The 12,919-nt window shown below is 61.8% G+C and carries 11 protein-coding genes; 3 read left to right on the top strand and 8 right to left on the bottom strand.

Annotated elements, in window-relative coordinates:
• Positions 1 to 5 precede the first annotated feature (5 nt).
• Together WG78_RS09890 and WG78_RS09885 are read left to right on the top strand one after the other, a co-directional pair.
• A complete protein-coding gene (locus tag WG78_RS09890; RefSeq protein WP_053937646.1) occupies positions 6 to 359 on the top strand; it encodes a CidA/LrgA family protein in 354 nt (117 codons plus the stop codon).
• Positions 356 to 1,063: an LrgB family protein gene (locus WG78_RS09885; RefSeq protein ID WP_053937645.1), complete on the top strand. Its 708-nt coding sequence runs from the start codon at positions 356 to 358 to the stop codon at positions 1,061 to 1,063. Before WG78_RS09890 ends, WG78_RS09885 begins: the two co-directional genes overlap by 4 nt.
• A 16-nt stretch (positions 1,064 to 1,079) precedes the next feature.
• Here the strand turns inward: WG78_RS09885 and WG78_RS09880 are convergent, their stop codons facing one another.
• The 6 genes from WG78_RS09880 to prmB form a co-directional block, all read right to left on the bottom strand.
• Positions 1,080 to 1,721, bottom strand: coding sequence for a putative metalloprotease CJM1_0395 family protein (locus tag WG78_RS09880; protein ID WP_053937644.1), 642 nt, complete (start codon positions 1,719 to 1,721; stop codon positions 1,080 to 1,082).
• Between the two features lie 130 nt (positions 1,722 to 1,851).
• Complete coding sequence (gene recG / locus WG78_RS09875; RefSeq protein WP_053937643.1) at positions 1,852 to 3,876, bottom strand: ATP-dependent DNA helicase RecG; 2,025 nt, start codon at positions 3,874 to 3,876, stop codon at positions 1,852 to 1,854.
• A 107-nt stretch (positions 3,877 to 3,983) separates the two neighbouring features.
• Positions 3,984 to 4,913, bottom strand: coding sequence for a patatin-like phospholipase family protein (locus WG78_RS09870; RefSeq protein ID WP_053937642.1), 930 nt, complete (start codon positions 4,911 to 4,913; stop codon positions 3,984 to 3,986).
• Positions 4,910 to 5,617 carry a tRNA (N6-threonylcarbamoyladenosine(37)-N6)-methyltransferase TrmO gene (gene tsaA, locus WG78_RS09865; RefSeq protein ID WP_053937641.1) on the bottom strand — a complete coding sequence of 236 codons (708 nt, stop codon included), beginning with the start codon at positions 5,615 to 5,617 and terminating at the stop codon, positions 4,910 to 4,912. The genes WG78_RS09870 and tsaA overlap by 4 nt, the downstream gene beginning before the upstream one ends.
• A gap of 5 nt (positions 5,618 to 5,622) precedes the next feature.
• The gene (recQ, locus tag WG78_RS09860; protein ID WP_053937640.1) at positions 5,623 to 7,413 is read right to left on the bottom strand and encodes a DNA helicase RecQ; all 1,791 of its coding nucleotides are present in this window, start codon (positions 7,411 to 7,413) and stop codon (positions 5,623 to 5,625) included.
• A 1,623-nt stretch (positions 7,414 to 9,036) separates the two neighbouring features.
• On the bottom strand, positions 9,037 to 9,945 hold the full coding sequence (prmB, locus tag WG78_RS09850; RefSeq protein ID WP_053937638.1) for a 50S ribosomal protein L3 N(5)-glutamine methyltransferase: 909 nt from the start codon (positions 9,943 to 9,945) through the stop codon (positions 9,037 to 9,039).
• A gap of 143 nt (positions 9,946 to 10,088) precedes the next feature.
• On the opposite strand from prmB, the gene WG78_RS09845 reads away from it, so the two are divergent.
• Positions 10,089 to 10,826: an alpha/beta hydrolase gene (locus tag WG78_RS09845; RefSeq protein ID WP_053937637.1), complete on the top strand. Its 738-nt coding sequence runs from the start codon at positions 10,089 to 10,091 to the stop codon at positions 10,824 to 10,826.
• Here WG78_RS09845 and WG78_RS09840 read toward each other — a convergent pair.
• Together WG78_RS09840 and WG78_RS09835 are read right to left on the bottom strand one after the other, a co-directional pair.
• Entirely contained in the window at positions 10,823 to 11,731 is a 909-nt protein-coding gene (locus WG78_RS09840; protein WP_053937636.1) for a carbohydrate kinase family protein, read from the bottom strand. The two genes, WG78_RS09845 and WG78_RS09840, sit on opposite strands and share 4 nt — an antisense overlap.
• 113 nt (positions 11,732 to 11,844) lie before the next feature.
• Positions 11,845 to 12,903: a septal ring lytic transglycosylase RlpA family protein gene (locus WG78_RS09835; protein WP_053937635.1), complete on the bottom strand. Its 1,059-nt coding sequence runs from the start codon at positions 12,901 to 12,903 to the stop codon at positions 11,845 to 11,847.
• Positions 12,904 to 12,919: the final 16 nt, after the last annotated feature.

Genomic DNA, 12,919 nt, shown 5'->3' with positions numbered 1-12,919 from the left:
GCGCCGTGCTGTACGGCATTGCAGTGCTGCTGAGCTTTCTGGTGGCGGGCGAAGCCGTCAGCGCTGCATTGCATCTCCCCATGCCCGGCCCTGTGTCGGGCATGTTGCTTTTATTGCTCTGGAGCATGGCGCGCCGTCGCGTGGATGAACGCGTCGCCAAAACCGCGACCAGCCTGCTCAGTTATCTCGGATTGTTTTTTTTGCCGGCCGGTGCGGGTTTACTGGTACTGGGCGACGTGTTGCAACAGCACGGCCTGGCGCTGGCCGTCGTGGTCGCCTTGTCCACGCTGATTACGCTGCTAGTGACCGCGCTGGTGCTGCACTGGCTGTTGCGACGGCGTTACCGGAGTGGCGCATGAACGCCGTCTGGACCACGTTGCAGGCGCAACCCGCCACCTGGCTGGCGCTGACGGTGCTGGCGTGGCTGCTGGCCGATGGGCTGTATGTACGTTCGGGCCGCCGCGCGCTGTGCAATCCGGTGCTGCTGGGCATCGCACTGGTGATGCTGGCGTTATGGCTGCTGGGCGAACCGTATGCCGATTACTTTGGCCATGTGCGGTTGATTCACTTTCTGCTGGGCCCGGCCACGGTGGCGCTGGCGGTGCCGCTCTATCTCAATATCAATCGGCTGCGCGCGCTGGCCTTACCGCTGTTGCTGGCCTTGGCCATCGGCAGCGTGGTCGGCATCGGCTCGGCGTTATTACTCGGGCGCTTGTTCGGACTCGACCACAATCTGTTGGCCACGCTGGCCCCCAAGTCAGTGACGACGCCGATTGCGATGGCGCTGTCGGCGCAACACGGCGGTTTGCCCGCACTGACCGCAGGCATCGTTATCGTGACTGGCGTGTTGTGCGCGGTGGCGGCGGTGCCGTTATTGAATGCGCTTAAATTACGCGATCCCTTGGTGCAAGGTTTTGCGATCGGCATCGCAGGCCACGGCATCGGCACCGCGCGCGCTTTGCAGGTGTCCAGTACCGCAGGCGCGTTTGCCGGGCTGGCGATGGGCTTGAATGCGCTGGTGACGTCGCTGCTGTTGCCGTTGTTGCTGGCGTGGATGGGCTAGCGCGGCAGGGTGTGGCTCAGGCGCTGGCGCTGAACAGTGACTGGCTGATCTGATCGCTGGGCTGATAAGCCCCAGCCACCTGCTGGCCTTTGCTGCCGCGCGCGCTGATCTCGGCTTGTGCTTGCGCTTCCATCGCGCGCGCCTGCGCGGCCACGGCGATATCCTGGCCCGACGGTTGCGACGGCGCTAACGCCGCAGCCTGAATAATCCGCGCCTTGCGGATGGTCTCCTCGGGCGTGCGGCCCGGGCTGACATCGACGGACACATCGCCGCCATTGGCGTACTGCTTGCCATCGGGCCCCGTGGTCATCTTGTAATTGGCGCCGCTGGTGGCCAACGCCCCGGCCGCAGCCAGATGCGCTTGTTCGTGCGCGCGCGTTTCCTTATCGATTTTGACCAGCTGATCGACTTCGGCTTGTTGCGATTTGCTCAGTGGATCGCCCGTGGGCGTTTTACCGGTGGTCGCGCTGCTGCCGTTGGCACTGGCCTTGTTGGTGTCGGATTGTGTCGAGCTGGTCGATTGGGTAGCGCTATTTGCGCCGGGCGGGGTTGAAGAGGCACTGCTTGTGGCGCTGCTTTGTTGCGCGCGCGCCGCCGCCACCGTGCTGGCTTGCTGCAGGCTGGTCATTTCGGACGGGTTGGCGGCGGCGGAAATCATGCTGCGATTTTAGTAAAAATTCACGCGTCTGAGTCGAGTTTGTCAGCGTGTTATCAGCTTTTGCGCTGCCGTGTGTCGTTTTGTAGCGATTGGCCGGCCGGTTTGGCGCGCTCTGACCGCGTTTCCGGCGTCAGACCTTAAGCAACATCTCGCGGCCGGGCAGCCAGCGGTCGAGGTGGGCAATGGCAACGGCGGGCTGGGTGGCCAGCAGGTGCTCGGCGGTTTCGCGCGCCACGTCCAGCAGATCGGCGTCTTTTTCCAGATCCGCAAAGCGCAGCATCGGCACGCCCGATTGCCGCACGCCTGCCAGCTCGCCGGGGCCACGCAACTCCATATCCTGGCGCGCAATTTCAAAGCCGTCGGTGTTCTCGTAAATAACGCGCAAGCGCGATTTGGCCAGCTCGCCCAGCGGCGTGCTGTACAGCAACACGCACAAAGACGCGTGCGCGCCCCGGCCCACGCGGCCACGCAACTGGTGCAATTGCGCCAGGCCCATGCGCTCGGCGTGTTCGATCACCATCAGGCTGGCGTTGGGCACATCCACGCCCACTTCAATCACAGTGGTGGCCACCAATACCTGGATTTCATTCTTGATAAAGCCATCCATCACGGCGGCTTTTTCATCGGGCTTCATGCGGCCATGGATCAGCCCCACCGCAATGCCATTTAATTCTTCAGTCAATTGCGCATGCGTATCGACGGCGGTCTGCAATTGCAGCGCTTCGGATTCCTCAATCAGCGGGCACACCCAATACACCTGGCGGCCTTCCTCCACCTTGGCGGCGATGCGCTCGGTGACTTCGTCGCGGCGCGCATCCGAAATCAGCTTGGTCACGATCGGCGTGCGGCCCGGCGGCAGTTCGTCGATGACGCTGACGTCCAGATCGGCATAAAAGCTCATCGCCAACGTGCGCGGAATCGGCGTGGCCGACATCATCAACTGATGCGGGCCATTGCCTTTTTCGCGCAATGCCAGCCGCTGCGCGACGCCAAAGCGATGCTGCTCATCAACGATGGCGAGGCCGAGGTTGGCAAATTCCACCTGGCTCTGAAACAACGCGTGCGTGCCGACAATCAACGGCGCGGTGCCTAGGGCGGCGTCTTCCAGCGCGGCGCGTTTGGCCTTGGCTTTAAGACTGCCCGCCAGCCACGCCACCCGGATATTCAGCGGCTCCAGCCACGTCGCCAGTTTGCGATAGTGCTGCTCGGCCAGAATTTCGGTCGGGGCCAGCAAGGCCACCTGGTAGCCGGCCTCAATGGCATGGCAGGCCGCCAACGCGGCGACGATGGTTTTGCCCGCGCCCACATCCCCTTGCAGCAAGCGCTGCATTGGGTGCGGTTGCGCCAGATCGTGTTCAATTTCGAGCAGCACGCGTTGCTGCGCACCGGTCAAGCCAAACGGCAAACTGGCCAACAATTTGCGCGCCAGTTCGCCTTTGGGTGCGATCTGCGGCGCGTTTTTTTCACGCCGCACCGCACGCGCCATGCGCAGGCTGAGCTGCTGCGCCAACAGTTCGTCAAACTTCAGCCGTTGCCACGCCGGGTGCGTGCGTTCGGTCAGCTGGATATTCGGGATGTCGGGCGTGGGGGCGTGCAGTAGTTTTACGCTGGGCGCAAACGCGGGCAGGTTTAACGGCTCAAGAATTTCGGGCGGCAGCGTATCGCGTAAGTCACTGGCGGCCAGCGCCTGGTGGATCAGCTTGGCAATCTGGTGCTGCGCCATCCCCGCAGTGGTGGGGTAAACCGGGCTAAGCGCTTCGCTAAGGCTATTGTTTTCGCCCACGGTCTTGATCTTGGGATGGACCATTTCGTCCCCCCAAAAGCCATGACGGATTTCGCCATACAAACGCACGCGGTTGCCCACGGTGAGTTGCTTGGCCTGGCTGGGATAAAAGTGGATCAGCCGCACAATCAACTTGCCGGTGTCATCGGCCACGCGCGCCACCAATTGGCGGCGCGGGCGGAATTGCACATCGCAACTCAGTACTTCGCCTTCCACCAAAGACGGCGCGCCAAACAGCGCGTCGCGCATCGACACCAGCTGCGTTTCGTCTTCATAACGCAGCGGCAGGTGCAACACCAGGTCGAACGGGCGCAGCAGGCCCAGTTTGGCCAGCCGCGAAGTTACCGCCGGAGTGAGTGTCGCAAAGTCCATATTGAGAACGGCCGTTCTATGTGGGCGCTAATGTACGGGCATTGCGCGCACGCTGCAAGCCGCGCGGCCCGCATTGGGCCACGGTTTGCAGCGCGCGGTTGGCCGCATCAGGGCTTGGCGGCCTGCTGTTTCTTCAGCAACTCCAGTCGTTTGGCTTCAACGGCTTTGCGGATTTCGGGCATCGCCGCCAGCGCAGCGCGCTCGCCTTCCATGATGGCTACGTTTTTCTGATCAAAATCGGTGGGGCCGATCTTGCCGACATTGGGGCGGATAATGACATCAGCGCGCGTCATTTCTTGCTGGCCCAAGGTCTGACCCATGATGGCGATGGATTGCGTAACGATATTGACCATGCCACCGGGCGCTTTGCCGTTGGCTTTGGCCGAGATGTCCACGGCCACTACAATGTCGGCGCCCAGTTCGCGCGCGGCATCCACCGGCACGGGGCTGACCACGCCGCCATCCACATAATGTTTGCCGTTAATGACCACGGGTTCGAACACGCCCGGAATGCTGCTGGATGCGCGCACGGCCTGGCCGGTATTGCCACGCACAAACACCGTGCGCTTGCCGGTTTCCAGCTCGGTGGCCACGGCTGCGAACGGCTTGTTCAATTTATCCAGCGGCCGGTTTTTAACCAGCTGGTTCACGTAATCCTGCAGCTTCTGGCCCTTGACCAGTCCACCCGACAGCAGGCTGACATCGCGGATTTGCGCTTCATCCAGCGCAAACGAGTTGGTCTGCAGTTCATACGGCCCCAGGCCACTGGCGTACAGGCTGCCCACCACGCTACCTGCGCTGGTGCCCGCCACGACGTCGGGTGTAAAGCCGCTGACTTCCAGCATCTTGATCACGCCGATATGGGCAAACCCTTTCGCCGCGCCGCCACCCAAGGCGAGGCCGATGCGCACCTTGATCGGCGGCGCCACAGTGGCTTGCGGGGGCGGGGTAACGGGCGCTTTCGGGGTGGTACACGCGGCCAGCAGCGCGGCCAGCAACACAAGCGCGCAGCGGCGGCGCGGAGCAAACAAGGTCATAACGAGTCCAGGGATTCAACAAAGGCACTTTGGCCGTCGCAGCGCCATTTAACGTCCAGCGTATACAGCCGGACGCCATAACGCCGCGCGGGGTCATCGGCATACGCGGGGCGCGGGTCTTGCGTCAACACGTCGACGATCAGTGCTCGTAATTCGGGATAACGGGTTTGATAGCGCTGGCATTGCTGCTCGGCCAGCTCACTAAAGACCACCTGCAAGCGCGCCGGTTCGCCCGACACAAAGCCACTGCGCGCATCCGGTTGGCTTTCGACGTACGGAATATACGGCTTGATATCGAGAATGGGCGTGCCGTCGACCAGATCAACGCCACTGAATGTCAGCACAACGCCCTCGTCGGTGCTGATTGAGCGCAATTGCACCAGCGACAAGCCCAGCGGATTGGGCCGGAACGGCGAGCGACAGGCAAACACGCCAATGCGCTGATTGCCACCCAGCCGCGGCGGGCGCACGGTCGGGCTCCACTGGCCCGCAGTCTGATGAAACACAAACGTCAGCCAGACATGACTGAATGCCTCCAGCCCGCGCACGGCTTCGGCGCGATCATAAGGCGGCAACAGCTTCAGCACGCCGGTGGCATGCGGGGCCAGTGTGGGTTGGCGCGGAATGCCAAACTTGTCGGCAAACGGCGTTTGCAGATAACCAATGGGCTGGAACGTAAAGCCAGTCGGGTCGGCGGCGGTCATCGGCGTTACGCGGTGGTCTGGTTGGCAATCACGGCGAGGAAATCATCGCCGTATTTCTCAAGCTTGCGATCCCCCACACCGGAGATGCGCGCCATTTCGTAATGATCGGCCGGGCGCAAGCGCACCATTTCTTTAAGTGTGGCGTCGCCAAAGATCACGTAAGCCGGCACGTTCTGCTCGTCGGCCAGTTCTTTGCGCCGCCGCCGCAGGGCGGCCCACAACATCTTGTCTTCGGGCTCAAGGAATTCGGTGCGGTCTTTTTCTTTGACGCGGAATTTTTCGGTACGCGCGCGCAACTGCAATTGCGCTTCGCCGCGCAAAAACGGCCGGGCCTGATCGGTGAGCGACAAACCACCAAAGCCATCGGCGCTGACTTGCAGCGCGCCTTGCGCCAGCAACTGGCGGTAAATGGCGCGCCAGGTGCTTTCGTCCACGTCTTTGCCGATGCCGAAAGTGGAAAGCTGATCGTGTTTCCAGTCCTGCACTTTGGCGTTGACCTTGCCTTGCAGCACGTCAATCAGATGGCCCACGCCAAAACGGTTGCCGGTGCGAAACACGCAAGACAGGGCTTTTTGCGCGGCCTCGGTCATATCGGTGAGCGCAGGCGGGTTCAGGCAGTTGTCACAATTGCCGCAAGGCTGGATTTGCTCGCCAAAATAACCCAGCAAGGTAACGCGACGGCACGTGGTGGTTTCGCACAAGCCCAGCATCGCGTCGAGTTTGCGCCGCTCCAGCTGCTTTTGTGTGTCGTCGCTGTTGCCTTGCTCGATCATGCCGGTAAGCATGATCACGTCATTAAGCCCGTACGCCATCCAGGCGCTGGCAGGCAAGCCATCGCGGCCGCCGCGGCCGGTTTCCTGATAATAATTTTCGATCGATTTGGGCAAATCCAGATGCGCCACAAAGCGTACGTCGGGCTTGTCGATGCCCATGCCAAACGCGATGGTCGCCACCATGACGATGCCTTCTTCACGCAAAAACAGCTGCTGGTGTTTGGTACGCGTGGCGGCATCCAGACCCGCGTGATAGGGCAGCGCGCGGATTTCTTTTTCGCGTAGCCAGTTGGCGGTGTCTTCCACCTTTTTGCGCGACATGCAGTACACGATGCCGGCATCGCCTTCGTGTTCGCGCCGCAAAAACGTCAGCAGCTGATCGCGCGCGTTTTTCTTTTCGACGATGGCGTAGCGCAGGTTAGGGCGGTCAAAACTGGTGACAAACTGGCGCGCGGTTTCCAGGCGCAAACGCGTGACGATTTCGCCGCGCGTGGCGTGGTCGGCCGTGGCGGTCAGCGCAATGCGCGGCACCCCCGGAAATTCATCGGCCAGCACCGACAGGCCCAGATATTCCGGGCGGAAATCATGGCCCCATTGCGAGACGCAATGCGCCTCATCAATGGCAAACAGCGAAATCTGCGCACGCGCCAGCAGGTTCTTGAACCACGAGGTGACCAGGCGCTCGGGCGCGACGTACAGCAGCTTCAGCTCGCCATTAACGAAGGCACGCTCCACGGCGCGGGCCTGTTCGTTATCCAGCGTCGAATTCAGAAAGGCTGCGGCCACGCCGAGTTCTTTGAGCGTATCCACCTGATCCTGCATCAGCGCAATCAGGGGCGAAACCACCACGGCGCAGCCGGGCCGGCACAGCGCGGGAATCTGATAACACAACGACTTGCCGCCCCCGGTGGGCATCAGCACCAGCGCATCGCCCCCATCGGTCAGATGCTGCACGATCTCGCCCTGCATGCCGCGGAACGCGCGGTAGCCAAAGACGTGTTCTAACTGTTCGAGGGGGGACATAAAGGGCGCATGAGGGGCACGGCGGGAAAGCGGTGATTGTACCTTGTGTTGGGGTGGGGCGGGGATCACGTCGGGCTATTGAAGGAGGGGGGCGCTGCGCGTGTGGATGGGTTGTTGTCTGGCTTTGCTGGACTCTGCCACTCTTAATGGCTTTAGCCTGCGGCGCAGGTTTTGATGTTCAGTTTGCGCTGAACAAACCCTTAACCGCTTAGCCTGCGGCGCATGTTTTGATACCCGGGGGTGCCCGGGAGCACGTCATTTTTCTTTGCTTCGCCAAAGAAGAAGTAACCAAAAGAAAGGCGACCCCACTCGCGAATCCTTCGCTCGCCAGGGGGCCCGTAGGTCAAAAGCCGCAACGGACCGTCTGTTACTTCGATGGCCCAGCTGCCGCTCCGCGGAACTTCGGTCGGACGGAGCCCCAAAAAACGGGTCTCCTTCCCCTCCCTCGACAGGTAATGGCTGCTGTCTGCCTGGCTTGCTGCCTCGTTGCTGCGCAACATCGGGTGGGCGTGGTTGCGACGGGTGACAATGAACATCCGCATCGCTTGCTTAACGCATTTATTCCGCATGGCCACCGCCGTCTAATTTGTCACCGTTCCCGCTACGAACCGCAAACCTCTCATAGGGTGGGTCAAGACCCACCACCCAAAGTGGTAAACAAGAACAACAGCGCCGAATCACACGCATGTTTGCCTCCTCACGGAGGCATGCAAAACGTAGGGTGCGTTACCCCGTCGGGGCAACGCACATTTTGGTTATGCCACCGAGGTGATCAAGTGCGTGAAATCCGGAAGGCGGCAAGGAATGACGGGCATGGCGTAATCGGGAAATGTGCGTTGTCCCCGCCAGCCAGGACAAGACCCCTTCGGGGTTCGAGCGGTCGTGAATTGGCGACTGATTGGAGTGATCGTTCTTGCGGGTGGCTTTGGGTGGTGGGTCTTGACCCACCGCATGAGACGTTGGTGGTTCGTGGCGAGAGCGGTGACAAGTTAGACGGCGGTGGCCGTGCGGGGTGGGTGCGTTAAGCGGGCGGTGCGGATGTTCATTGTTACCCGTCGCCACCACGCCCACCCGATGTTGCGGAGCAACGAGGCAGCAAGCCAGGCGGACAGCAGGCATTACCTGTCGAGGGAGGGGAAGGAGACCGGTAGTTCGGGCTCCGTCCGACCGAAGTTCCGCGGAGCGGCAGCTGAGAAATTGAAGTCCCAGACGGTCCGTTTCGGCTTTTGACCTGCGGGCCCCCTGGCGAGCGAAGGATTCGCGAGTGGGGTCGCCTTTCTTTTGGTTACTTTTTCTTTGGCGAAGCAAAGTTGCACGATAAGTCTTCACTGAAAACCAACGTGCTCCCGGGCACCCCCGGGTATCAAAACATGCGCCGCAGGCTAAGCGGTTAAAAGTCTATTCGGCACCAACCAAACATCAAACATACCCCCGTAGGCTCGAGCAGCTAAGGCTGCTCGGCGCAGGCCGAACTTGCGCTGTGGGCCAGGCGTCTCAACAGCCCTTCGTGCCAATCCGAACATCAAAACAAGCGCCGCAAGCCAACGCCTTCAAGCCCTTGCAAGCAAATGCGTTCAGGCCCCGCAACCCCGACACGCCACCCGCGCCGCAGGCTGAGCCCCCTCAATACCCCGCATCCACCAACATCTGCCGCGTCAGCAAAAATACAAACCCATCGCCGCTGCTGGTATCCAGCCACACAAACGGCAGCTCCGGATACGCTTCTTCCAGCACATCGCGGTTGTGGCCAATTTCCACCACCATCACGCCATGCGAGGTCAGCATCGTGGTGCCGGCTTCGATAATGCGGCGGGTCACGTCCAGGCCGTCTTCGCCGCTGCCCAGCGCCATTTCCGGCTCGTGCGTATATTCATGCGGCAGTTCTTCCATCGAATGCGCATCCACATACGGCGGGTTGGAGATAATCAGGTCGTAGGTTTCGCCCGCCAGTTCGGTAAACAGGTCGGAGTCGATCAGATGAATACGCGCGCCCAGGTCGTATTCCAGCACGTTGATTTCGGCCACATCCAGCGCGTCGGACGACAGATCGACCGCATCGATTTCCGCATCCGGAAAATAATCCGCCATCAAAATGGCCAGGCAGCCGCTGCCGGTACACAAATCCAGCGCACGATGCACCAGCTCGGGGTGCTCGATCCACGGTTCCAGCGCGTCTTCGCGCAGCAGTTCGGCGATAAACGAACGCGGCACGATGGTGCGTTCGTCCACGTAAAAACGGTATTCGCCCAGAAATGCTTCTTTAGTTAGATACGCGGCCGGGATGCGTTCTTCGGCGCGGCGCTGGATCACCGTCATTACTTTGTCGATTTCGGAAGGCAGCAAGCTGGCGTCCAGAAACGGCTCCAGCCGGTCGCGCGGCAGGCCCAGCGTGGCCAGCATCAAATACACCGCCTCGTCATAGGCGTTGTCGGTGCCGTGGCCGTAAAACAGTTTGGCGTCGTCAAAACGGGTGACGGCAAAGCGCAGGCAATCGCGCAGGGTGCGGAAATGGGTGCGGGCAACGTCGTACATGAGGGCCAACCTTCTGAAACCGTGAATGCCCGATAGTGTAGCAGGCTCGTCAAGCCCCTCAGGTTGCGCAAGTGTGGCAAAACCCGGGCGGCGGCGGCCAGGGTATCGTGATCCACTTAACGACTTTGCCAGAGGCTCTCGTCATGCTCGTACCACTAACCGTACAACACCATGGCCGCAGTCTGATCGGCAGCGCCGACCTGCCCGCCCGCCCCGCGCGTGAAGGCATCTTGTTGCTGCATGGCTTTACCGGCTCGCGCATCGAATACACCTATTTGTTTGTGCATCTGGCGCGGCTGCTGAATGCGCGCGGTATTGCGGTGTTCCGCTTTGACTTTGCCGGTTGCGGCGAAAGCGAGGGTGACTTTGCTGATTTGTCGATTGCCGACCAGGCGGAGCAAGCCGGCGCGATGCTTGATTGCGTCCAGGCCGACTATCCCGACCTGCGCTGGCATATTTTGGGCTTTAGCATGGGCGCGCTGGCGGCGACGCTGGCGGCCGCGCGCCGGTCTGAGCTGGCGTCGCTGCTGCTGCTGCTGGCCCCGGCGGGAAATATGGGCGGAAATCTCAAACCGTTGGCCTTGCAGCCGTCTGTAGCCGGTGGTTATGACTATCTGGGGCTGACGATCAGCGAGGCGTTGTTACAAGAGGCCGAGGCGTTTGATCTGGGCACGGCGGCCAGCCAGTTGCATCTGCCCACGCTGGTGTTGCATGGCGCAGACGATGTGGTGGTGCCCGCGCGGATCGGCGAGACGGTGGCGGCGCAGATTCCGGGCGGACGTTTTCAGGGCTTTGCGCAGGCTGATCACGTCTTCGCCCGGATTGCACATCGGCAGCAGCTGGCTACTGCCATCGCGGATTGGGTGGAGCAGCGCGCTTAAGCCGCACCTGCCATGAGTGCGCGCACTTCGGCCGTGGTGGGGGCATAAGCGCCGTGCTGGCGGCAGACCGTGGCGGCGGCGGCGCAGGCAAAGTCCAGATGCGCCTGCAAGCCTGCCTCGGGTTGCGTCAATACCGAACACATCCAGCCGCCCATGCTGGCGTCGCCCGCGCCCACGGTGTCGGCGACGTCCACCGCAAAGACAGGCCGATGCAGCGTTTCAGTCGGCGTCATTAGCGTCATACCGGCGCCACCTTGGGTGAGCAGGATATCGGCGGCGGGTGCCCAGCCACGCAAAATCGCGATGCCTTGTTCCAGCGTGGTGCCGGGGAACAGATGCGTCAGATCTTCATCCGACACCTTGATGAAATCGGCCAGCTCGCTCATGCGTTGCAGCGTGGCGGCATAAGCCGGGTCGGCCATGATCTTGCGATAGTTGGGATCAAAACAGATGCGTTTGCCTGCGGCCTTGATTTCGCCCGCCAACGCCACCAGCCGGCTGGCCAGCGGTTCGCGCACCAGGCTGATACAACCGAAGTGGGCAATCTGCACATCATCCATCCAGCCCGCCGGCAGTTTGGTGTGATCAAAATGCAGGTCGGCGCTGTCGTCGCCAATAAAGAAATATTGCGGCGGGTTTTTGGACGGCACCATGGCCAGGAAAGGCGCTTTATCCACGCGTTGCAAAAAGCGCTCGTCCAGACCCGCCTCCAGCGCCAGGCGCGCCAGATCGTTGCCAAAGTTGTCGGTGCTGACCGCGCCCGCGTAACCGGTCGGCAGCCCCAGCTTTGACGCTACGCGCGCCACGCTCCAGCAAGATCCGCCCGGCACCGCGCGCCACAAGCCGTCGCCTTCGGCAATAAAGTCAGTCAGGGCTTCGCCAAATACGACAAATTGCGGGTTCATGGTACGCGGTCATCCATAGCAGTTGAGTTGCAGGATTATGCAGTGAACACGTGTGCAAATGCATCGGGATTTCAATGTATCCCCTCGCGCAGGCATCACCGCACCGTGGCGGCTTATTGCGTAACCACCACTTGCAGATTATGGCTGCCCGTAATGCGTTCCGCTGCCGCCAGCGCCGCTTTGCGATCGGCAAATGGTCCGAGTTTGACGCGATGCAGATTGCCGGCGGATTGCACGGTGACGGTGGCGCCTTCGCCGTTCAGATCACGCGCCATATGGTCGCGGAAATTCTCGGCATTGGTTAGCGAGCCAAATGCGCCCAGTTGCAGATACACACCGCCGCCGCTGGCCACTGAAACCGGCACGCGTTCGGGTTTGGCCTCCGCCACCGGCGCGGCGGCCGGTGCGGCGGCCGTTACGCCTGCGCTGCTGGCGGGCAGGGTGGCGACGGGCGCATCGGCGGGCATCGGGTTGGCGGCGGCTTGCGCCACATTCACCGGCGGCGGGATCTCGCCCGGCGCCAGGCTTTCCACCACCACTTCGGCGCTGCCATTCATGGCGTAACCCAGGCGGCAGGCGGCCAGGAAAGACAGATCCATCACACGGCCGCGCTTGAACGGACCACGATCATTCACCCGCACAATCACGCTACGGCCGTTCTTGACGTTGGTGACGCGCGCATAGCTGGGCAGCGGCAGAATCGGCGAGGCGGCGGTCATGGTAAACATGTCGTAGACCTCGCCGGTGGAGGTCTTCTGGCCGTTGAATTTGCGGCCATACCATGACGCCATGCCTTGCTGGTTCAGCTTGCCTGCGGTGCGCAGCGGTGTGAAATTCTGGCCCAGCACCGTATAGGGGTTGTTGGCGAAGCGGTGCAGTGGTTCGGCTTTGGGCGTGGGCTCGGGCACAAAATCCAGCCATTCCGGCAGCGTTTCTTGCGGGCCGTCATCAAGATAGAAATTGCCGGTGCCTTTGGCCCCCGCCGTATATGCGCAATGGTACGGCGACGGCGTGGTGGCCAGTTGGGCCGGTGGCTGATTCAGTCCCTGCGTGGGCGCGCCGGAGGGAGTGGGCGTGGTGGGTGTGGCCGGGGCGGGCTGGCGGGGTGCGCTACCGCAAGCCACCAGCAGCGTGGTCAGTGCGACGGTGGCGCAGCGGCGCCAGGTGATCATCTCAGTCCATTTCTTC

The sequence above is a fragment of the Amantichitinum ursilacus genome (assembly GCF_001294205.1).
Taxonomy (GTDB): domain Bacteria; phylum Pseudomonadota; class Gammaproteobacteria; order Burkholderiales; family Chitinibacteraceae; genus Amantichitinum; species Amantichitinum ursilacus.
The sequence above is the reverse complement of the archived record's forward strand: the minus strand, read 5'-3'. Positions and strand labels throughout refer to the sequence as shown.

What these genes read in the sequence shown, in the direction of transcription:
- WG78_RS09845 (WP_053937637.1), top strand. Translation starts at nt 10,089, where the DNA reads ATGCTCGTACCACTAACCGTACAACACCATGGCCGCAGTCTGATCGGC.
- WG78_RS09835 (WP_053937635.1), bottom strand. Translation starts at nt 12,903, where the DNA reads ATGATCACCTGGCGCCGCTGCGCCACCGTCGCACTGACCACGCTGCTG.
- WG78_RS09885 (WP_053937645.1), top strand. Translation starts at nt 356, where the DNA reads ATGAACGCCGTCTGGACCACGTTGCAGGCGCAACCCGCCACCTGGCTG.
- recQ (WP_053937640.1), bottom strand. Translation starts at nt 7,413, where the DNA reads ATGTCCCCCCTCGAACAGTTAGAACACGTCTTTGGCTACCGCGCGTTC.
- recG (WP_053937643.1), bottom strand. Translation starts at nt 3,876, where the DNA reads ATGGACTTTGCGACACTCACTCCGGCGGTAACTTCGCGGCTGGCCAAA.
- prmB (WP_053937638.1), bottom strand. Translation starts at nt 9,945, where the DNA reads ATGTACGACGTTGCCCGCACCCATTTCCGCACCCTGCGCGATTGCCTG.
- WG78_RS09880 (WP_053937644.1), bottom strand. Translation starts at nt 1,721, where the DNA reads ATGATTTCCGCCGCCGCCAACCCGTCCGAAATGACCAGCCTGCAGCAA.
- WG78_RS09840 (WP_053937636.1), bottom strand. Translation starts at nt 11,731, where the DNA reads ATGAACCCGCAATTTGTCGTATTTGGCGAAGCCCTGACTGACTTTATT.
- tsaA (WP_053937641.1), bottom strand. Translation starts at nt 5,617, where the DNA reads ATGACCGCCGCCGACCCGACTGGCTTTACGTTCCAGCCCATTGGTTAT.
- WG78_RS09870 (WP_053937642.1), bottom strand. Translation starts at nt 4,913, where the DNA reads ATGACCTTGTTTGCTCCGCGCCGCCGCTGCGCGCTTGTGTTGCTGGCC.